The organism is Methylobacterium sp. J-118, assembly GCF_057836565.1.
In genome coordinates, this window is the sequence record NZ_JBYQFA010000001.1 from 3788544 (window position 1) to 3808619 (window position 20076).

At 69.5% G+C, this 20076-nt stretch carries 23 protein-coding genes; 15 read left to right on the forward strand and 8 right to left on the reverse strand.

The window, feature by feature from the left end; genetic code table 11:
- Window positions 1–37: 37 nt before the first annotated feature.
- The gene (locus AC3IF3_RS18250; protein WP_489229775.1) at window positions 38–328 is read right to left on the reverse strand and encodes a PilZ domain-containing protein; all 291 of its coding nucleotides are present in this window, start codon (window positions 326–328) and stop codon (window positions 38–40) included.
- Between the two features lie 422 nt (window positions 329–750).
- Here AC3IF3_RS18250 and AC3IF3_RS18255 point away from each other — a divergent pair, with 422 nt between their 5' ends.
- Window positions 751–1782 carry a hypothetical protein gene (locus tag AC3IF3_RS18255; RefSeq protein ID WP_489229776.1) on the forward strand — a complete coding sequence of 344 codons (1032 nt, stop codon included), beginning with the start codon at window positions 751–753 and terminating at the stop codon, window positions 1780–1782.
- An 18-nt stretch (window positions 1783–1800) separates the two neighbouring features.
- On the opposite strand, the gene AC3IF3_RS18260 is transcribed toward AC3IF3_RS18255, so the two are convergent.
- Both AC3IF3_RS18260 and AC3IF3_RS18265 read right to left on the reverse strand, forming a co-directional pair.
- On the reverse strand, window positions 1801–2142 hold the full coding sequence (locus AC3IF3_RS18260) for a hypothetical protein (protein WP_243971966.1): 342 nt from the start codon (window positions 2140–2142) through the stop codon (window positions 1801–1803).
- Between the two features lie 70 nt (window positions 2143–2212).
- Window positions 2213–3076, reverse strand: a complete 864-nt coding sequence (locus AC3IF3_RS18265) for a formyltransferase family protein (RefSeq protein ID WP_489229777.1) — start codon at window positions 3074–3076, stop codon at window positions 2213–2215.
- Between the two features lie 110 nt (window positions 3077–3186).
- On the opposite strand from AC3IF3_RS18265, the gene AC3IF3_RS18270 reads away from it, so the two are divergent.
- Together AC3IF3_RS18270 and AC3IF3_RS18275 are read left to right on the forward strand one after the other, a co-directional pair.
- Window positions 3187–3921: an SDR family NAD(P)-dependent oxidoreductase gene (locus AC3IF3_RS18270; RefSeq protein ID WP_489229778.1), complete on the forward strand. Its 735-nt coding sequence runs from the start codon at window positions 3187–3189 to the stop codon at window positions 3919–3921.
- A 4-nt stretch (window positions 3922–3925) separates the two neighbouring features.
- Complete coding sequence (locus AC3IF3_RS18275) at window positions 3926–5524, forward strand: cryptochrome/photolyase family protein (RefSeq protein WP_489229779.1); 1599 nt, start codon at window positions 3926–3928, stop codon at window positions 5522–5524.
- Here the strand turns inward: AC3IF3_RS18275 and bcsS are convergent.
- Window positions 5491–6141, reverse strand: coding sequence for a cellulose biosynthesis protein BcsS (gene bcsS / locus AC3IF3_RS18280; protein WP_489229780.1), 651 nt, complete (start codon window positions 6139–6141; stop codon window positions 5491–5493). The genes AC3IF3_RS18275 and bcsS overlap by 34 nt on opposite strands.
- 367 nt (window positions 6142–6508) lie before the next feature.
- Between bcsS and AC3IF3_RS18285 the strand changes: the two genes are divergently transcribed.
- Window positions 6509–7114, forward strand: coding sequence for an exopolysaccharide biosynthesis protein (locus AC3IF3_RS18285; RefSeq protein WP_279598581.1), 606 nt, complete (start codon window positions 6509–6511; stop codon window positions 7112–7114).
- Window positions 7115–7120: 6 nt separating this feature from the next.
- Here AC3IF3_RS18285 and ldtR read toward each other — a convergent pair whose 3' ends face one another.
- Together ldtR and AC3IF3_RS18295 are read right to left on the reverse strand one after the other, a co-directional pair.
- Window positions 7121–7633, reverse strand: coding sequence for a transcriptional regulator LdtR (ldtR, locus tag AC3IF3_RS18290; RefSeq protein WP_243971956.1), 513 nt, complete (start codon window positions 7631–7633; stop codon window positions 7121–7123).
- Between the two features lie 161 nt (window positions 7634–7794).
- Window positions 7795–8253 carry a DUF6163 family protein gene (locus AC3IF3_RS18295; protein ID WP_243971955.1) on the reverse strand — a complete coding sequence of 153 codons (459 nt, stop codon included), beginning with the start codon at window positions 8251–8253 and terminating at the stop codon, window positions 7795–7797.
- Between the two features lie 210 nt (window positions 8254–8463).
- Here AC3IF3_RS18295 and hemB point away from each other — a divergent pair, with 210 nt between their 5' ends.
- The 11 genes from hemB to AC3IF3_RS18350 all read left to right on the forward strand — a co-directional run bounded on the left by hemB (window position 8464) and on the right by AC3IF3_RS18350 (window position 17835).
- Entirely contained in the window at window positions 8464–9510 is a 1047-nt protein-coding gene (gene hemB / locus AC3IF3_RS18300; RefSeq protein WP_243971953.1) for a porphobilinogen synthase, read from the forward strand.
- The gene (locus tag AC3IF3_RS18305; RefSeq protein WP_243971951.1) at window positions 9507–9875 is read left to right on the forward strand and encodes a hypothetical protein; all 369 of its coding nucleotides are present in this window, start codon (window positions 9507–9509) and stop codon (window positions 9873–9875) included. Before hemB ends, AC3IF3_RS18305 begins: the two co-directional genes overlap by 4 nt.
- 93 nt (window positions 9876–9968) lie before the next feature.
- On the forward strand, window positions 9969–10457 hold the full coding sequence (locus AC3IF3_RS18310; RefSeq protein ID WP_489229781.1) for an RDD family protein: 489 nt from the start codon (window positions 9969–9971) through the stop codon (window positions 10455–10457).
- A 124-nt stretch (window positions 10458–10581) separates the two neighbouring features.
- Window positions 10582–11328 (forward strand): arginyltransferase, encoded by a 747-nt coding sequence (locus AC3IF3_RS18315; protein ID WP_489229782.1) that lies wholly within the window; start codon window positions 10582–10584, stop codon window positions 11326–11328.
- Window positions 11329–11431: 103 nt separating this feature from the next.
- A complete protein-coding gene (gene purB / locus AC3IF3_RS18320; RefSeq protein ID WP_489229783.1) occupies window positions 11432–12739 on the forward strand; it encodes an adenylosuccinate lyase in 1308 nt (435 codons plus the stop codon).
- Between the two features lie 39 nt (window positions 12740–12778).
- The gene (locus AC3IF3_RS18325; RefSeq protein WP_489217589.1) at window positions 12779–13024 is read left to right on the forward strand and encodes a DUF2335 domain-containing protein; all 246 of its coding nucleotides are present in this window, start codon (window positions 12779–12781) and stop codon (window positions 13022–13024) included.
- 52 nt (window positions 13025–13076) lie between these two features.
- Window positions 13077–13430, forward strand: a complete 354-nt coding sequence (locus AC3IF3_RS18330) for a hypothetical protein (RefSeq protein WP_243971941.1) — start codon at window positions 13077–13079, stop codon at window positions 13428–13430.
- A gap of 28 nt (window positions 13431–13458) precedes the next feature.
- Window positions 13459–14310 carry a D-amino-acid transaminase gene (locus tag AC3IF3_RS18335; protein WP_489229784.1) on the forward strand — a complete coding sequence of 284 codons (852 nt, stop codon included), beginning with the start codon at window positions 13459–13461 and terminating at the stop codon, window positions 14308–14310.
- A 110-nt stretch (window positions 14311–14420) separates the two neighbouring features.
- Window positions 14421–14708, forward strand: coding sequence for a hypothetical protein (locus AC3IF3_RS18340; protein WP_489217590.1), 288 nt, complete (start codon window positions 14421–14423; stop codon window positions 14706–14708).
- A gap of 143 nt (window positions 14709–14851) precedes the next feature.
- Window positions 14852–16144, forward strand: coding sequence for an adenylosuccinate synthase (locus tag AC3IF3_RS18345; RefSeq protein ID WP_489217591.1), 1293 nt, complete (start codon window positions 14852–14854; stop codon window positions 16142–16144).
- Window positions 16145–16425: 281 nt separating this feature from the next.
- The gene (locus AC3IF3_RS18350; RefSeq protein ID WP_489229785.1) at window positions 16426–17835 is read left to right on the forward strand and encodes a histidine kinase; all 1410 of its coding nucleotides are present in this window, start codon (window positions 16426–16428) and stop codon (window positions 17833–17835) included.
- Between the two features lie 52 nt (window positions 17836–17887).
- Here the strand turns inward: AC3IF3_RS18350 and rpoH are convergent, their stop codons facing one another.
- Both rpoH and AC3IF3_RS18360 read right to left on the reverse strand, forming a co-directional pair.
- Entirely contained in the window at window positions 17888–18781 is an 894-nt protein-coding gene (rpoH, locus tag AC3IF3_RS18355) for an RNA polymerase sigma factor RpoH (RefSeq protein WP_243971931.1), read from the reverse strand.
- Between the two features lie 237 nt (window positions 18782–19018).
- On the reverse strand, window positions 19019–20023 hold the full coding sequence (locus AC3IF3_RS18360) for an RluA family pseudouridine synthase (RefSeq protein ID WP_489229786.1): 1005 nt from the start codon (window positions 20021–20023) through the stop codon (window positions 19019–19021).
- Window positions 20024–20076 lie beyond the last annotated feature (53 nt).

Below are 20076 nucleotides of genomic sequence, written 5' to 3' on the forward strand. Positions count from 1 at the left end.
GACCGGCGCGTCTGTGCCGATCGTGTTTCGCCCCGCGTCATTCCCCGTCCAGGCAGAACACCACGCCGGCGGTCCGCTCCTTCCGCCAGACGACCTTGACCGCATAACGCATCTTGGCGTCGGTCAGCACCAATTCGAACGCGTTCTCCAGCAGCGTCACGTGTGAGCCGAGAAATTCCAGCATCGCGCCGCGGTCGGAGATATTCCTGATCTGACAGGGGAACCGCGCCCCATCCGGATGCAGCGCGAAGGCCAGCAGCGCCGTGGGTTTTCGTGCGGTACGGCGTCGTTCCACGGCGCCGCTGCCGGACGTGGCATTGCGAGACATGGCCGATGTTCCTGCCCATGTCGGCCAACATGGCGCGAGTTCAGTAAAAATGCAGTCGATTTACTAATATGTAATTGACGACTGCGCAGGTCCGCGAGGCCGACGCCCTATCGGCGGTCGTCACCGCGCGCGGGCGGGCCCTTGCCGGCCTTGATGAATTTGCCCACGATCAGGCCGAGCGGGACGGACATCAGGAACCAGGCTCTCAGAAATCGCAGCACCTTCATCGTGAACCGCTCCCTGCTTGCCACCCGTGTCGATATCAGACCCCGGCGCTGTCCGGGATCCCTGGCCGGGGGCCGCATGGCCCTGGAACGACGGTGCGGTCGTTCCCCGGACCACGGGGCCTATCCGATCCGCTGTTAAATTCCTCACCCCGGTGGCCGCTCGGGGGTACACCGGAGGGTCATCGGGAAACGACCATGCGTCTGCACACGGGCCTCGCGCTGCTGCCGAGCCTCCTCGCTCTCTCCGGAGGATTGACCTCCCCCGCGTTAGCCGAAGCGCCGGGGGCGCCGCCGACCGTCACGGCGGCTCTCCCCTGGCCGCAGAACTTCTCCCAGAACGTCCAGGGCACGGGCGTGCCGGGGCTCGATGGCGGACACGTCTTCCTGTGGAACCGACCCGGAGGTTTCGATCCGGTCTCGACCCTCCGGGTCGACCGGCACGTGCCGGAGGGGTCGGGGGAGGCCACCCATACCTACAAGGCGCTCTGGGTGCTCGGTTCCTCCGGGCCCCACAACGCCGGCTACGAGTGGACGATCACCGGCGAACAGCACAACCGGGCGCTTGCCAGCGCCGGCGCCCAGAACGTCGCGGTCAACGGGACGATCTTCAAGGAGCCCAACGGCCTCGGGCCGGTCGGGCCGTCCTGGGCCGGGAACTTCAACTGCGTGGACATGACCAGCGAGGCCGACCCAGTCGCCTCCTGCATCGGCGCCGAGATCGACGTGTCGGCGCAATCGCCGACGACGGATCGCAACCGCCAGCGGGTCGGCCTGCAGGTCTCCACCGGTGGCGTGCCGGGCGCCCACACCGGATACGGCATCCTGGTGGGCAATCTCTCCGGGTCCGTCACCGACCGCGGACTCTCGTTCCAGGGCGAGGGCACCTACGGCATCGGGATCGACGCCGCCGCGGCCCGCTTCACCGGCGTCCCGCTCCTGCTCGGCCCGGGGCAGATGATCGGCCTCGACGGCACGCGCCAGGGTGGTTTCACCCGAAGCCTCGGCTTCGACGGGCGGGACCTGATCTACGGGATCGGCGGTGCGCCGGTGTTCCGCGTGAGCGATGCCGGCCGAGTCGAGGCCGCCGCCATTCGCGAGACGCTGCCACACCCGCCCCGAAGCAGCGGCGAGGCCTGCCTTCCCGGCGACCACGCCTGGGACCAAGCCTACGAGTACCGCTGCGTGGCGCCGAACCGCTGGAAGCGCGCGCCGCTGAGCGACTGGTGAGCGCCGCGGCGCCGGTGGTCAGCGGTCGAGGATGCGCACCACCGCGCGCGTGGCGGGATCGACCACAACGATCTTGTCGCCCGGCGCCACGAAGTAGCCGAAGCGGCGCAGGCGCGGGTTCGGGGCCTCCGTGAAGGGCGCGAGCCGCACATCCTCGGGCACGATGCTGCCCGGCCGCAGCGGGATCGAGCCGACGATCGGGCCCGGCCCGACGGGACGGCGCACGATGTAGTCGCGCACGACGACATCGTCGTCGGGGCCGAACTCGTCTGGCTCCACAATCACGGCCTGCGCGAAGGCGGATCCGGTGAACAGGGCGGCGAACCCGAGGGCGGCCGCGAGGCTTGCGCGTTTCGACATGTCGGGCTCCGTGACCACCAGGGACCGCGGAAACACCGCCGATCCCGGATCGGTTCCCGCCCCGCTCCGTTCAGCGGCCGATCTGGGCCGCCTCGGTCAGCGGCAGCGGCGACCACCGGGTGATCTGAACGTATCCGTCCAGGGCCGCGACCACGATGTGGCGGCGGTGCCGATGCACCACCGCACCGGCCGCGTGGGTGTGGCGTTCCTGCCAACCCTGGGCCTCGGCGACGAAGACCCGGGTCTCGCCCAGGCGGGCGATCGTCTCGACGGTGCCGAAGGCCCGCACCCGCCGCAGGATCGCGGTCACGTCCTGCCGGAAATCGAGGGTGCGGTCGGAATCGCTGGCGCGGGGCCAGTAGGAGCCGTCTCCCTGCGGCTCGGTGAAGCGCCATCGGTTCGGCAGGTCGCGGCCGAGGGGGCCGGCGACGAGGCGCCGGGCCGCCATCTGGCATTTGGCCAGCAGGGTCTCGTGATTCTCCTGCGGGTTCAGCGGAAACATGTCCTGGGCGAGGATGTCGCCGGTGTCGAAGCCGTCGGCGAGCACATGGGCGGTCACGCCCCAGGTCTCGTAACGGTCGAGCACGGCGCGGAACAGCGGGTAGGGGCCGCGCCCGATCGGGAGCGGCGACGGATGGATGTTGAACCCGTAGGCGGCGCGGCCGCGCCAGCCGCGCACCAGCCACGGATAGCCCGCCACCACGAGCGCCCAGTCCTTGCCGTGCTCGGCCTGGATCGCCTCGATGTCGCGCTCCCGGATTCGCGAGAGCTGGATCGGGAGGCGCAGCGTCCGTGCGCGGGCGACGATCACGTCGTTGTGGTCGTAGATCCCGTCGCAGGGGCGGGTGAACAGTTTGATCGGCGTCCAGCCGGCATTCAGAAGCCCCTCGAACACGCCGCCGAGGAAATCGATGCCGGCGAACGCGAACTTCATGCTTCCCGCCTGCGACTCTGTGCACGTGCTGCGCGCAGGCCTATCGCCTGCCCGACACCGCCACGGGCCTTACCTTGATCCCATCGGATTGGGTAGCGCGGGGGTTCCACGTGGGACGGGTCATCATCTACGGCGGAACCGGGGGGATCGGCTTGGCGACCGCAGCCGCCCTGCGCGCCCGCGGCTATGCCCTGCATCTCGCCGCCAGGGACGGCGATCGGCTGTCCGAGGCCGCCGAGCGACTTGGCGAGACCACGTTCAGCGCCGGCGACATCGCCGATCCCGCCTTCTTCCCCGCAGCGACGGCGGAGGCGGGCCCGGACCTCGCGGGGCTCGTCTACGCGGTCGGGACCATCAATCTGCGTCCCCTGGGCAGGCTGACGCGGGCGGACGTGGAGACCGATTTCCGAATCAACGCCCTCGGCGCCTTCTCGGCGGTACAGGCGGCGGCCGGTGCGCTGAAGCGCGGCGGTGGCGAGGCGGGCGCCGGGATCGTGCTGTTCTCGACGGTCGCGGTCGCCCAGGGCTTCGCGGCGCATGCCTCCGTGGCCATGGCCAAGGGGGCGGTCGAGGGGCTGGCGCTGTCGCTGGCGGCCGAACTCGCCCCGCAGATCCGCGTCAACGTGGTGGCGCCGTCGCTGACCCGGACGCCGCTCGCCGCCGCGATCACCGGCAACGAGACCCTCGCCCAGGGCATCGCCGCGATGCACGCCATCCCGCGGCTCGGCCGGCCGGAGGATGTCGGTGCGCTGGCCGCCTTCCTGGTCTCGGACGAGGCGGCCTGGATCACCGGTCAGGTGATCGGCGTCGATGGCGGCCGTTCCAACCTGCGGACGAAGGGCTGAGGCGATGCCCGTAAAGCGCCCCGCTGGATCCTGTGGAACGCTGCGCTTCGTCCTCGGCGACCAGCTCACCCGCCGCGTCTCGAGTCTGATCGACCTCGATCCGGAGCGCGATGTCGTGCTCATGGTCGAGGTGCGGGACGAGGCGACCTATGTCCGCCACCACAAGCAGAAGATCGCCTTCCTGTTCGCCGCTATGCGCCACGCCGCGGCCGACCTCGCCGCCGAGGGCGTGACCGTCGACTACGTTCGCCTGACCGACCCTGGCAATACCGGCAGCTTCACCGGTGAACTGGAGCGGGCGGTCGCTCGGCACCGTCCCGAGCGCGTGGTCGTCACCGAGCCCGGGGAATGGCGGGTCTGGGCGATGATGCAGGACTGGCGGGAGACGCTCGCCGTGCCGGTGGAGATCCGCGACGACAACCGCTTCCTCTGCCCGCGCGCGGATTTCACCAATTGGGCCGAGGACCGGCACCATCTGCGGATGGAAACCTTCTACCGCGGCATGCGCCGCCGCACCGGTCTGCTCATGGAGAACGGCGAGCCGGTCGGCGGGCGCTGGAACTTCGACGCCGAGAACCGCAAGCGCCTGCCGCGGGGGCATCGAGTACCCGACCGGATCGGATTCCAGCCGGACGCGGTCACACGGGAGGTGATCGCCCTGGTGGAGCGCGAGTTCGGCGGGCATTTCGGCGATCTCGCCACGTTCTCCTGGCCCGTGAGGCGGGACGATGCCCTCGCCGCGCTGCGGGATTTCATCGCCACGTGCCTGCCGACCTTCGGTGACTATCAGGACGCCATGAAGACCGGTGCGCCTTATCTGTACCACGCGCTGATCTCGCCGGCCCTCAATGCCGGTCTGCTGACCGCCGAAGAGGTCTGCCGGGCCGCCGAGCGGGCCTATCGCGAGGGCGCGGCGCCCCTGCACTGCGTCGAAGGGTTTATCCGGCAGATCCTCGGCTGGCGGGAATACGTCCGAGGAGTCTACTGGGCGCGGATGCCCGCATATCGCGAGACGAACGCCCTGGAAGCGGGACGGGCGCTGCCGTGGTTCTACTGGTCGGGCGAGACCGAGCTCAACTGCATCGCCCAGGTGGTCTCGGACACGCGCGCCCATGCCTACGCCCACCACATCCAGCGCCTGATGGTCACGGGCAACTTCGCCCTGATCGCCGGCCTCGATCCGGCGCAGGTCGAGGAATGGTATCTGATCGTCTTCGCCGACGCCTACGAATGGGTCGAGCTGCCCAACGTGCACGGGATGGTACTCTGGGCCGATGGCGGCGTGATGGGCTCGAAGCCCTATGCTGCATCGGGGGCCTATATCGACCGGATGTCGGATTATTGCGGATCCTGCACGTATGACGTGAAGGTCAAGTCAGGAGCCGCGGCCTGCCCGTTCAACTACCTGTACTGGAATTTTCTGCTCGAGAACGAGGATCGGCTGGCGCAGAATCCCCGGATGGCGATGCCGTACCGGACGTTGCGCGGCATGACGGACAAGCGGCGCGCCGAGATCCGCCGCGACGCCGCCGCGTTCCTGGAGTCCTTGAGTAGCCGGCCCGATGCCGCTCACCAGGGCGACCAGACCGCGAGCGCCATATAGGGACCGGTCGTCCGCCGACTGGTCTCGGTCTGGACGCCGGCGGAGACGCGGACAGCGAACCGACCGACGGCGAAATCCGTGGCATGCAGGCCGAAGTTCCATTTCCGATAGCCGGTGGCGTCCGTGTACAGACTGAGCTCCGGCCCGAGATAGGCCCCCCAGAGGCGGTAACCCCAGGCTGCGCGGGCCCACAGGCTGTCGCGCGCCGAGCCCACGATCACGGTCATCTGGAGCAAAGTCGCCTCGGTCGGACGCGCCCAGATTTCGCCGTGGAGGCGCAGGGCGTAACGGGCGGGCAGAAGGGCCGGCCCCCGGTTGCCCACGAGCATCTCCCGCGTGAACTCGGGGCCCGCGAAGGCTGCGACCACGCCCCAATCGAAGTACCATTGGTAGCCGACAACCAGGGCGCCGGCGGCCGTGTAGCGCCGGCGGGCGCCGTCCGGGCCGCGCTCGTCCCGGCCTCCGCCGCCGAGGCTCGCCAGCACGACGGCGCCGTCACGATCGAGGGCCGGCAGGCCGATTTTCACCCCGGTCGTCACGAAGGTCGCGGCCGCGGCGTCGAGGCTGCCGAACAGAAGCGTGTCGATTTCCCCGGCCCGGGCTCCGGCGGGCAACATCGCGCAACGGAGAAGGTCCGTGGCCGCGCAGATGAAAATGCCGCTCTGCCTCGATAAGATACGCACGAGTCGCACCGATCGGCCCTGATGCAGGGACGATGTCTGACGAACCCGAGCAAAACGAGAGATACGCCCGACGTATCAACGGAAAAAAAGCATCGCCTTTGGTTCCGCAGCGTCGCAGGAGACGATGAGATTCATCGATAGATCTTCAAGAAACATCACCGTTGCTCGGTCTGCGGCCGCCGTTTTCTGATCGCGACCGTTTGCGGTCGGCTCCGTGCCGCCCTGTCGCAAAGCTGCCATGCTTGGCCTGCCACAGGATCTCGGCTAGAGCGCCCGCGGGACAGCGAAGGTTGGCGGATCCTTGACCTCCGGTGCACGAACGTCGGACGTCCTCACGGTGCTGGCGAGCCAGGAGGGCGAGCGCCTCACCGTGGGCGACATCGTCGCGGTCCTCCGGGATCGCGCCTTCGCGCTGCTCGTCGTGCTGCTCGGCTTGCCGAACTGCCTGCCGATGCCGCCGCCGATCCCGCTGATCTGCGGCCTGCTGCTGCTGCTCGTGGCCGTTCAGATCGCCGCCGGCATGTCGGCGCCCTGGCTGCCGCGGATGCTGCTCGGCCGTTCCATCGCTCTGGCCGACGTGCGGCGCGCCGTGACCCGGGCGGTGCCGGTGCTGCGGCGCCTCGAGCGCTGGTCGCGCCCGCGCATGAGCGTGTTCGAGACCGCGCTGGGTATGCGCGGCATGGGCGTCGCGCTGCTGGCCCTGGCGCTCGCCCTGATCGTGGCCGCGCCCATCGTCGGGCAGATCCCTCTCGGGCTCGCCGTCTGCCTCGTGGGCCTCGGCCTCGTCGAGCGGGACGGCATCGTGGTGATCTGCGGCCTGGTCATCGGCCTGTTCGGCGTCGCGATCAACGCCGGCTTCGCCTACGCGGTCATCGCCGGGATCCTGGGACTTCTGAACCTCTGGTAGGGCACGTCAGAGGCGATAGCGGATCTGGTCGGTCCAGAACCGCTCCAGACGGCCGAGCGCCAGGTTGAGCCGGTTGAAGTCGTCGTCGGAGATGCCGCCGATCGGCGCGATCGTGCGGGCGTGCTTGTCGTAGAGACCCTGGATGATCTCGTGCACCTGGCGACCCTTGTCGGTCAGGCTGATCCGGACCGAGCGGCGGTCGGTCTTCGACCGGGCGTGGTGCAGGTAGCCCGACTCCACGAGCTTCTTGACGTTGTAGGAGACGTTGGAGCCGAGATAGTAGCCCTTCGTCCGCAGCTCGCTCGCGGTGAGCTCCTTGTCGCCGATGTTGTACAGGAGCAGGGCCTGGACGCTGTTGACGTCCTCGCGGCCGCGGCGCTCGAACTCGTCCTTGATCACGTCGAGGAGCCGGCGGTGCAGCCGTTCCACCAGGTGGAGAGCCTCCAGATAGGAGCCTTTCCCGGCCAGCGGCTCGTCGGCGGTCTCGATCTGCGTGACCCGGGCGCTCTGCGTCTTCATCTCTGCCTCGCCATCCAATGCTGCGGTGTCCGTTCGATGCGGTGCAGCTGATGATGGATAAGCTATCGCTCGGGAATGAAAGGCGATTTAAGCGACAGGATGAATTCCCGATTTACACTTCGCGGTAAAGACAAACTGAAGCGAAGATCAGAACGGTTCGTTCACCGTGCTTCCTGCGCGGCCAGCCAGGACAGCAGGAAGTACAGCGTCACCACACAGCCCCCGAATACGAGCAGCGCGAGCGGCATCGGCAGGAGTTGCGGTGTCAGGACCGCGAGCGTCATTGCGGATGTCACGGCCAGCAGCCAGATCACGCCGCCCCAAGCACTCGTCAGCCACAGGCCGATCGACGCCGCGGCGTCCACCACAGCGAAGGCGACGATCGCCGCCTGCCGGCCGAACGGCTCGGTCTCGAACGGCCGCGCCCCGGGGATGACGTCGAGGATCGTGGCCCAGGATGCGATGCTTTTGAGCAGCCAGAGCAGCGCCGTGAGCCGCATGAACCAGATCAGCACCGTGTCCCATGTGCCGGAGGCGGGGCCCTGGGCGCGCTCGATCCGGTCGGTCGGGATCTCGCCGGGCCGGGGGGCCTTGCGCCGGATCGGAAGGTAGCCGGGCACTACGGCGTGCTCGCGGAGGGGAGGGGCCGGTGCATGATGAGGGCCGGGATCCTGATTGATGGCGGCGGGGATGCCGGGTTGAAGCGGTTCCGCGACTCTGCGTCAACGGTCGGGTTTCGCCGCCTCGGCCCGGTGTGCTAATCCGGCGCTTCCGGCGCGCCTGCGCCGAGCGATCCGCGGCGTCGGCCGCGCGAACGGTAGCGAAGCCGCATGTCAGACACCTTGCCAGAGCCGCGTCCCCTCGCCCTGGAGGCCGCCCGCGTCGAGGGCCTCAAGATCACCCAGCGCCCGCGCCGCAACCGCAAGGCTGCTTGGTCGCGTCGCATGGTCCGCGAGCACACCCTCACCGTCGACGACCTGATCTGGCCGATGTTCGTCATCGACGGGACCGGGCGGCGCGAGCCCATCGCGTCGATGCCGGGGGTCGAGCGGCTCTCCGTGGACGAGATCGTCCGCGACGCCGAGCGCGCGGCGCGGCTGGGCATTCCGGCCGTGGCGTTCTTCCCGTTCACCGAGGTGGCCCTGCGCGACCCGACGGGATCGGAGGCGCTCAACGCCAACAACCTCGTCTGCCGGGCCGTGCGCGCCGTGAAACAGGCGGTCCCCGAGGTCGGGATCATGACCGACGTGGCCCTCGATCCCTATACCAGCCACGGCCATGACGGCGTGATGAGGGGCGGCGCGATCCTCAACGACGAGACCGTGGCGATCCTCGTGGAGCAGAGCCTGATCCAGGCCGAGGCCGGGGCCGACATCATCGCGCCCTCCGACATGATGGACGGGCGCGTCGGCGCGATTCGGGCCGGGCTCGACAAGGCCGGCTACCTCGACGTGCAGATCATGGCCTACGCGGCCAAGTATGCGAGCGCCTTCTACGGGCCGTTCCGCGACGCGATCGGCACCAAGGCCGCGCTCGTCGGCGACAAGCGCACGTATCAGATGGACCCGGGCAACTCGGCCGAAGCCCTGCGCGAGGTGCGCCTCGACCTCGACGAGGGCGCCGATTCGATCATGGTCAAGCCGGGGCTGCCCTATCTCGACATCATCCGCCGGGTCCGCGACACGTTCCAGGTGCCGACCTTCGCCTATCAGGTGTCGGGGGAGTACGCGATGATCGAGGCGGCCGCGCGGAACGGCTGGCTCGACGGCGACCGCGCGATGGTGGAGGCGCTGCTGGCCTTCAAGCGGGCCGGAGCGGACGGTGTCCTCACCTATCACGCCCCCCGGGTCGCCGAGCGCCTGCGCAGCCAACCGTGAAGCCCGCGCACCGCTGGCTCCTCGGGGCGGCGGTCGCGGCGGGCTTCCTCGGCGGGCTCGCGGCCTGCCAGGACACCCAGCGGCGCGAGCGGGTCGCCACCTGTCGCCGGGCGCTACCGGCGATCGCGCCGCAACCCGGGATCCGCCTGCTGCGCGCCGCACCGGGGTCGGCGGCCGATACGGTCCGGGTCGATTACGTCGAGGGCACCCGCCAGCACTGGCTCACCTGCCGCTTCGATGCGGGCACAACCCTCCTGGCCCTGGGCACCGAGGGTCGCAGCCTGTCGGGTCCCGCGCTGTACATGCTGAAGCGCTTTTATCTGGACACGCCCGATGCCGAAGCCGGCGACCCGGTCGAGCGCTGACCGGCCCGAGCGGCTCCGCGCGGAGGCCCCTTGCGACCCCCGCGCCCCGCACCCACTTCATCTCGCGCAGCCTCGCTTGCAGGACGCGACATCATGCAGAACACGCAATCTGGTTACGCCCCGCGATTCGAGACGCCCGGTTACACGGCCTCGCTGCCCGTCCCGTTCGTGCGCGCGAGCCTGGGCGGCCGCACCGTGGCCTACCTCCTCGACATCCTGTTCATCATGGGCTTCACCGCCCTTCTGACGCTGCTGATCACGGTGGTGGGCGTCGTGACCTTCGGGCTGGGCTGGACCCTGTTCGCCGTCCTGCCGGCGAGCGGGATCATCTACAGCGCGATCACCGTCGGCGGTGCACGGCAGAGCACGATCGGGCAGCGGCTGATGGGCCTGCGGGTCGTGGCACCCGAGAGCGGTGCCCGGGTGGACATCATCACGGCGGCCGTCCACGCCCTGTTGTTCTACGTGGCGGTCTCGACCTTCCTGCTGTGGTGCGTGGACGTCGCCTTCGGCCTCGTCCGGTCCGACCGGCGGCTCGGGCACGACGTGCTGCTCGGCCTCGCCGTCGTCCACGCACGCTGAGGCGTCTGTGCCGCGGTGAAAATCTCGCCCGGCGGCGGCCCTGGGCATTGAGCCGGGCCGCCACGCCTGTACATTGGCATGCCGGCGCCGAGAGGACAGACCCGGTGCAGGGTCAAGACCGAGCGTGACCAGTCATCCGCGCGACACACCGCAATTCTACCTCACCGCGCCCTCGCCGTGCCCCTATCTGCCGGGTCAGGAGGAGCGGAAGGTGTTCACCCACCTCGTCGGACGGCGCGCCCGCGATCTCAACGAGATCCTGACGCAGGGCGGATTCCGCCGCTCGCAGACCATCGCGTACCGGCCGGCCTGCGAGACCTGCCGGGCGTGCATCTCGGTACGCGTGGTGGTCGATGCGTTCGAGCCGAGCGCGAGCCAGCGGCGCACCCTGGCCCGCAATGCGGATTGGGTCGGCACGCCGGAGCCGAACCGGCCGGCCTCCGAGCAATACGCCCTGTTCCGCCGCTATCTGGATGCCCGGCACGGCGACGGCGGCATGGTGGACATGACGGTGCTCGACTATGCCATGATGGTCGAGGACAGCCATGTCGACACGCATCTGGTGTCCTACCGGCGGCATGGGCCGGACACGGCGATCACCGGGCGCGGTTCGGGCCCGCCGCTGGCCTACTGCTTGACGGATGTCCTCGCCGACGGTCTGTCGATGGTCTACTCGTTCTACGATCCCGCTGAGGCCGGGCGCTCGCCGGGCACCTTCATGATCCTGGACCATATCCGGCGCGCCCAGCGCCTCGGCCTGCCGTATCTGTACCTCGGCTACTGGGTCGAGGGTTCGCGCAAGATGGACTACAAGTCCCGCTTCCTGCCGCAGGAGCGGTTGATGGGCCAGGGCTGGGTACGGGCGGACTGACGCTCCGCATCCGGTGCCGTTCCGCCATGACGGATCCGCATTGAGCGCCCGGGGCGGTGCATGCTACCCGCCTGGCACGTGTTCCGGACCCTGCCGAGGCCCCATGATCCCCCGCTACAGCCGCCCCGCGATGACGGCGATCTGGTCGCCCGAGACTCGTTTCCGGATCTGGTTCGAGATCGAGGCCCATGCCACCACGGCGCTCGCCGAGATCGGCGTCGTCCCGAAGGCAGCCGCCGAGACGGTCTGGGCGAAGGGCAGGGACGCCGTCTTCGACGTCGCCCGTATCGATGCGATCGAGGCGGTGACCAAGCATGACGTCATCGCCTTCCTGACCCATCTCGCGGAGATCGTCGGTCCCGAGGCGCGCTTCGTCCACCAGGGGATGACCTCCTCGGACGTGCTCGACACCTGCCTCAATGTGCAGCTCGTGCGCGCCGCCGACATCCTGATCGCCGACGTCGACGCGCTGCTGGCGGCGCTGAAGAGCCGCGCTCTGGAACACAAGCACACGCCGACCATCGGCCGCTCCCACGGCATCCATGCCGAGCCGGTGACCTTCGGTCTCAAGCTCGCCCAGGCCTATGCCGAGTTCGCGCGCAACCGGGCGCGCCTCGTTGCGGCCCGCGCGGAGGTCGCCACCTGCGCGATCTCGGGGGCGGTCGGCACCTTCGCCAACATTGATCCCCGGGTGGAGGACTACGTCGCGGCGAAGATGGGCCTGACGCCCGAGCCGGTCTCGACCCAGGTCATCCCGCGCGACCGCCACGCGATGTTCTTCGCGACGCTCGGCGTCGTTGCCTCGTCGCTGGAGCGTCTGGCCATCGAGGTCCGCCATCTCCAGCGCACCGAGGTGCTGGAAGCGGAAGAGTTCTTCTCCGAGGGCCAGAAGGGCTCCTCGGCCATGCCGCACAAGCGCAACCCGGTGCTCACCGAGAACATCACCGGCCTGGCCCGGATGGTGCGCGGGTACGTCACCCCGGCCCTGGAGAACGTCGCCCTCTGGCACGAGCGCGACATCTCGCATTCCTCCGTGGAGCGGATGATCGGCCCCGACGCCACCGTGACCCTCGATTTCGCCCTGGCCCGCATGACCGGGGTGATCGAGAAGCTGCTGATCTACCCGGCCACCATGCAGAAGAACCTCGACCGCCTCGGCGGCCTCGTCCACTCGCAGCGGGTGCTGCTGGCGCTCACCCAGGCCGGGGTCTCCCGCGAGGATTCCTACCGGCTGGTCCAGCGCAACGCGATGCCGGTCTGGCGCGGGGAGGGCGATTTCCTGGCGCTGCTGAAGGCCGATCCCGAGGTCGCCGCCGCGCTCACCCCCGAGCAGATCGAGGCGTGCTTCGATCTCGGCTATCACTTCAAGCACGTCGACACGATTTTTTCGCGGGTGTTCGGCGCGGCCTGAATGCGCCGGGAAGGCGCAGGTCGTGCTATGAGGTTCGGCATGGCCGATTCCTCCGCATTGCCCGCGCCAAGCGATTTGGAAAAGTATGAGCAGGTCCTGCCCGGATCTGCCGAGCGCATCGTCGCGCTCGCAGAACGCAGGTCCGATCGAGATCTCTGGGTTCAGAAGCTGCTCGCGCGCGAGGAGCGTTTTACGCGGCTGTTATCCTACGGTTCACTGCTGATCGCCGCATCCGGGGCGTGCGTGGGCTTCGCCGCCTTCTTCCTGAAGGCTTTCGAACACTGAGATGTCCGGGCCACCGAAGCCGTCGAACGGCGCTTGGCCCGATCTCGGTGTCGTGGCGGACCTCGAAGCGCTCGTTCCGGGCAGTGGCGCGCGCTTCCTGGACGCATACTTTCGTGCCTTGGAAACGGATGACGACGAACGACGGGCTCAGCTACGGACCATGGTGGCCGATGCTTCGCACGCGCGGATCTATCGGCATCTGTGCTTGTTTCTCGGCACGGCTCTCGCGTCGGGCACCATAGCCCTGGGTGCATTCGCAGTGGCTCAAGGTGCCAATGTCTACGCCATCGCAGCCCTGGTCACGCCGATCGCGGGACTGGCCGGTGTGTTCGTCTGGGGTGGCCAACGTCCGAATGGTGTTGGCCATGCAGGCAACGCGGTCGATAAGCGCCATTCGGATTTTTGACCTGAGACTTCGATAGAGAGCCACCATCATGAGCCGCATCGTCTACCTCAACGGCGAATTCCTCCCCTTCGCGGAGGCCCGCGTGCCGATCATGGACCGCGGCTTCCTGTTCGCCGACGGGATCTACGAGGTCTCGGCGATCCTCGACGGCAGGCTCGTCGACAACGCCGCGCATCTCGCCCGCCTGGATCGCTCCCTGGGCGAGATCGGTATCCGTAACCCGCACGATGCGGCCGGCTGGGAGCGCCTGCAGACCGAGCTGGTCGCCAGGAACGGCGTCACCGAAGGGCTGGTCTACATGCAGGTGACGCGCGGCGTCGCCGAGCGCGACTTCGCCTTCCCGAAGGGGGATGTGGCGCCCACCGTGATGATGTTCACGCAGGCCAAGACCGTGCTGGCCAACCCGCTGGTCGAGACCGGCGCCCGGGTGATCACCGTCGAGGATCTCCGCTGGAAGCGTCGGGACATCAAGTCGGTGGCTCTGCTGGCCCAGGTGCTCGCCAAGCAGCAGGCCGCGGAGGCCGGCGTCGCGGAGGCCTGGATGGTGGAGGACGGGGCGGTCACGGAGGGCTCCTCGTCCACGGCGTTCATCGTCAGCCGCGACCGGGTGCTGGTGACCCGGCCGCTGTCGACGGCGCTCCTGCCCGGCATCACCCGGGCTTCGGTCCTGCGGCTCGCCCAGGAGGCCGACCTGCGGATCGAGGAGCGCCTGATCCCCGTCGCGGAGGCCTACGAGGCCCAGGAGGCGTTCTACACCAGCGCCTCGGCCTTCGTGATGCCGGTGGTCGAGATCGACAACCGGCCGATCGGAGAGGGCAGTCCCGGTCCGCTCACCCGACGCCTGCGCGAGCTATACATCGAGACGGCCCGCCAGGGTTGAGGCCCGGATCCCGCCCGGGGGCGCTGCCGCAGCCCGAGCCGACGGCAGGAACGGATCCACGCTCCGTCTGTTCCTCCCCGAATTCGTATCCCGAAACGGGGAGGCTCCTCTTGCCGAAGACGCTCCTGCTGGCCGCCCTCGCGGCGACCGCATTCGCCGCGACGACCCTTGCCGGGTCGGCCGACGCGCAGACGCCCGACCCGGCCCGGCCGCCGGCGACCGAGACGCCGTCCCGGGACCAGTCGCTCAGCGACAGGCTCCGGCAGAACGACGGCGTCATCAAGCCGCCCGAAACCGGAACGACCGGGACCGTGGTGAGCCCGGACCAGTCCGGCTCGATGCCGGTGATCAAGCCGAACGAATTGCCGGGGCGTTCGCCGGGAACCGAGGCGAAGTAATCCGCCGCGACCGGTCTCGGGGGCCGCCATGCGGCCGGATTGCTTGATTTCGCTGCCTGGATCGCGGAAACGGCTCACGACGTGCGCCGCCTGCACCCGTGGATGGCGCCGTCCCGGTTTCCGTCGCGGGTAAGCAGGCAGACATGGCCAACGTCGTCGTTGTGGGCGCCCAGTGGGGCGACGAAGGCAAGGGGAAGATCGTCGACTGGCTGTCCGAGCAGGCCGACATCGTCGTCCGGTTCCAGGGCGGGCACAATGCCGGCCACACGCTGGTCATCGACGGCGTGACCTACAAGCTGGCGCTGCTGCCCTCGGGCGTGGTGCGCGGCGGCAAGCTCTCGGTGATCGGCAACGGCGTCGTGGTCGATCCCTGGCACCTCGTGGACGAGATCGACCGGATCCGGGCGCAGGGCGTCGAGGTCTCGCCCGCCTCCCTGCGTATCGCCGACAACGCGACACTGATTCTCCCGCTTCACCGCGAGCTCGACCATTTCCGCGAGACCGCCAATGCCGGCCTCAAGATCGGCACCACCAAGCGCGGGATCGGGCCGGCCTACGAGGACAAGGTCGGGCGCCGGGCGATCCGCGTGGTCGACCTCGCCGACCCGGACGCACTGCCGGCCAAGATCGAGCGCGTCCTGACCCACCACAACGCCCTGCGGCGCGGCCTCGGAATCGACGAGGTCAACGCCGAGACCCTGCTGGCCGAGCTGAAGGCCATCGCACCGAAGGTCCTGCCCTATGCCGACACGGTCTGGCGGCTCCTCGACGAGGAGCGCCGGGCCGGCAAGCGGATCCTGTTCGAGGGGGCGCAGGGTGCCCTGCTCGACGTCGATCACGGCACCTATCCCTTCGTCACCTCGTCGAACATCGTGGCCGCGCAGGCCGCCACCGGCTCGGGCCTCGGCCCAGGGGCGATCGGCTACGTGCTCGGCATCGCCAAGGCCTACACGACTCGGGTCGGGGAGGGGCCGTTCCCCACCGAGCTGTTCGACGAAATCGGCGAGACCATCGGCAGCCGCGGCCGGGAGTTCGGCGTCAACACCGGACGCAAGCGCCGCTGCGGCTGGTTCGACGCCGTGCTGGTGCGCCAGACGGTCCGGACCTCCGGCATCCACGGGATCGCCCTGACCAAGCTCGACATCCTCGACGGCTTCGAGGAGATCCGCGTCTGCACCGGCTACATGCTGGACGGGAAGCCGATCGATCACCTCCCGGCGAGCCAGGCCGCCCAGGCCCGCGTCGAGCCGGTCTACGAGGTGATCCCCGGCTGGTCCGAGACCACCGCGGGTGCCCGGTCCTGGGCGGACCTGCCGGCGCAGGCGATCAAGTATGTCCGCCGGATCGAGGAGTTGATCGGCGCGCCGGTGGCGCTGCTGTCAACCTCGCCGGAGCGCGACGACACGATCCTCATGCACAACCCCTTCGAGGATTGACGCGCGGAACGCTATCCCGTTGACGACGCGTCTTTTCGACGATCCCGTCTGTATCCACGCCGCGTGACCGCGATCTAAAACGGACACGCGGCTCGGCAGCCGTCCTGGAGGCCGGCGGCCAACGAAGACACGACCGGCGTTCGGCCGCGGCCTCGCGCTGGGAGGACACGACATCACCGGCCGAGGGCCGTGACCGACCCGGCCGGGACGGGCGCGGTGTTCGGCTTCCGGCCACCGACCGGCATCGCCGGATAGCGGCCGTAGGGGCGGATCAGGGGCACATGGCCGATTACTACCCGCTTCTGGCACGCGCACTCGATGCGCTGCCCGATCGAACGCCCGCCCTGCGCAAGGCGGTCTACGACCGTGCGCGCAACGCCCTGATCAGCCAGCTCCGCTCCCTCGACCCGCCGCTATCCGAGGCCGATATCGACCTCGAGCGCCGGGCCCTCGACGCCGCGATCGAGCGGCTCGAAGTCGATCACGGCGGACTTCCGGCCCCGGCCAACGATGCCGCGCAGGCGGCGGAGGCCGCCCGACAGCCCGCCGTGCAGCCCGTGCTCCCGGAGCCGTCGCCCCCCCAGCCGTCTCCCGAGCCCACCCTTCCCGCCGCTAGGCCGCCCTTCAATGCGCCCGACGACGCGCCCGTGGAGGCGCGCTACGAACCGCCGACGCTCACACCCGAGCCGGAGCCCCGTGAGGCCCCGATCGCGATCACCCCGCGGCGCCCAGGCCCGGCCCAGGCGGCCGCGCCCGAGCCGTTCGCGCCGGCCGCCGCAGCCCCACCGGCCGGGGATCCCGATCCCGCCGCGGCGGCGATCGATCCCGGCAACGCCCGCCAACGCCCACGCATCGAGGTCGTGCCCCCGCGCGCCGGCCGATCCCGGGTGCTGCGCAATGTCTTCGTCGGCGGCGTGCTCGCCGTGGTCATCGCCCTGATCGCCGTTGCGGCCTTCCTGCTCCGCGACCGGCCGCAGATCCTCGCCTCGGGGGGTGCCGAAACAGCGAACACGCAGCAGCCCGAGGGCGAGACGAAGTTCGGCGACCGCGTCGGCGGTGACGCGACGCCCGCCCCACGCGCCGCTCCGCGACAGGAAAGCGCCGCGCCGCCGCGCGCCGCCGCGCCGGCCAACGAGTCGACGGTCTCGGTCGCCCAGCGGGCCGAACTCATCGAAGAGGGGGCGGGCGGCGAGAATGCGCAGCCGACATCGCTCCCGGGCCGGGTGACCTGGCGCCTCGATACGGTGAACGGTGAGCAGGGGCAGCCGCTTCAGAACGCCGTGGTGGCAACCGTGACCGTTCCGGATGCGGGTCTCACGCTGGTCATGACGATCCAGCGCAATCTGGACACGACCCTGCCGGCGTCCCACACGGTGAACCTGGCCTTCAGCCAGACCGGCGGTGGCGGCGGCCGGATGGTCCAGGATGTCGGCCTGCTTCAGGCGAAGGACGATCAGAACGCCCGCGGCTCCCCGGTCTCGGGCCTGCCGGTGCGCGTTCGCGACAACCTGTTCCTCATCGGGCTCTCGTCGCTCCCGAACGACGTGGAGCGCAACACCGACATGCTGCTGCACCGGAATTGGTTCGATCTGGCCCTGCGCTACACGTCCGGCCGGCGCGCGGTCCTGACGTTCGAGAAGGGTTCGGCCGGGACGCAGGTGATGAGGAGCGCGTTCGACGCCTGGCAGTGAGCGCCGCGGCCCCGGCGGTGGGGAGGCGCGACGGGCGCGCCTACCCCGGGGATCAGTGGGCTTCGATACCCGCCCGCGGCAATTCCCGGTTGGCGATGTTGCGCTTGACCGCCTCCTGCACCTTCTCGAAGGCGCGGACCTCGATCTGCCGGACCCGCTCACGGGAGACCCCGAACTCGCCGGAGAGATCCTCCAGGGTGATCGGATCCTCGGCGAGCCGCCGGGCCTCGAAGATGCGGCGCTCGCGCGGGTTGAGCACGCCGAGGGCGTCGCGCAGGGCCGAGAGACGGTTCTGTCCCTCCTGCTCGCGGGCGAGCACGGTTTCCTGGCTCGGGGCGTTGTCGACCAGCCAGTCCTGCCACTCGCCCTCACCCTCCTCGCGCAGGGGCGCGTTGAGCGACGTGTCGCCGGACAGACGCCGGTTCATGTCGATCACGTCCTGCTCGGGCACGCCCAGGCGGGTGGCGATGTGTGCGACCTGGTCGGGCTTGAGGTCGCCCTCATCCAGGGCCGAGATCCGGCCCTTGGCCTTGCGCAGGTTGAAGAAGAGTTTCTTCTGGTTGGCAGTGGTGCCCATCTTCACCAGCGACCACGAGCGCAGGATGTATTCCTGGATCGCGGCCTTGATCCACCACATGGCGTAGGTCGCCAACCGGAAACCCTTGTCCGGATCGAAGCGCTTGACCGCCTGCATCAGGCCAACATTGCCCTCGGACACGACCTCGCCGATCGGCAGACCGTAGCCGCGGTAGCCCATAGCGATCTTGGCGACGAGGCGCAGGTGCGACGTCACGAGGCGATGCGCGGCCTCGCGGTCACCCGCGTCCCGCCATGCCTTGGCGAGCGTGAACTCCTCCGTCGGCTCCAACATCGGGAACTTGCGGATCTCGTCGAGGTAGCGCGACAGGCCACCTTCGTTGGCGAGCACGGGCAGCGTACCGGCCATGGCAATCTCCTGAACCTATGTCCCCCTGTCGGGCGGACGCGACGGACAACAGTGCCGTCCACTCGGGCCGCTCTTGAGCCGACCCTGTCGGCAACCCATGTTCGCATGAGCCGCCGGCGAGCCGGTCGCGATTGAGGACACCTACGTCGCCACCAACGCGCCATCGGCCGATTTGGTCGTACCATGGCACGATGTGACGCGGTACGGGGTGATCTTTCGCACGCCGCAGGGGAGCGGTTACAGCACCGTGCCATCCCTCACGCCGGCCCGCAGATGCGTCACGAGCGCGGCGAGATCGGCGGGGAGCGGGCTCTCGAACCGCAGCGTCTCGCCGGTGCGCGGATGGCTGAACCCGAGCAGCGCCGCGTGCAGCGCCTGTCGCCCCAGAGCCTCCAGGGCGGCCCGGGCATCCGGTGCCAGGCGTGCAGCCTTGGTCCGGAACGCGCCGCCATAGACCGGATCCCCGAGCAGGGGATGGCCGCGATGGGCAAGATGCACGCGGATCTGGTGCGTCCGCCCCGTCTCCAGCTGGCAGCGTACCAGGGCGGCCTCCGGGTAGACCTCGGTGACGGCGTAGTGCGTGACCGCGTGCCGGCCGGACTCGTCGGAGACCACGGCGATCTTCTCACGGTGGTAGCGGGAGCGGGCGAGATTCGCGCGGATCGTGCCGGCGCGCGGCTGGGGCAGGCCCCAGACCACGGCCGCGTAGGCGCGTTCCAGCGGCCCGGTGCGGCCGTGATCGGCGAACTGTGCGGTGAGCCCCTGATGGGCGGCGTCGTTCTTGGCGACGACGATGAGCCCGCTCGTATCCTTGTCGAGGCGGTGGACGATGCCGGGGCGGCGCACCCCGCCGATCCCCGACAGGCTCGCCCCGCAATGGGCGATCAGCGCGTTGACCAGGGTCCCGCTCTCGTGGCCGGGGGCGGGGTGAACCACCAGGCCTGCCGGCTTGTCGATGACGATCAGGTCGCCATCCTCGTAGACGATCGGCAGATCCGCGGCCTCCGCGGCCGGTACGGCCGGCGCCGGCGGGGGCAGCGTCAGGGCGATGCGGGCACCGGCCGCGACCTTCTGGGCGGGATCGCGCACCAGCGCGCCATCCCTGGTCACGTGGCCGTCCCGGATGAGATCCTGCAACCGGGCTCGGGACAGGTCCGGAAACAGCGCCACCAGGGCGCGGTCGAGCCGCAGGCCACCCTCCGCGACGATCCCGGTGCGGTCCTCGATATCCCTATCCACCACGATCCCTGTCCGCGCTCGATCCGCCCGGTCGCGGCGGATTTCCCAAGGAAGGC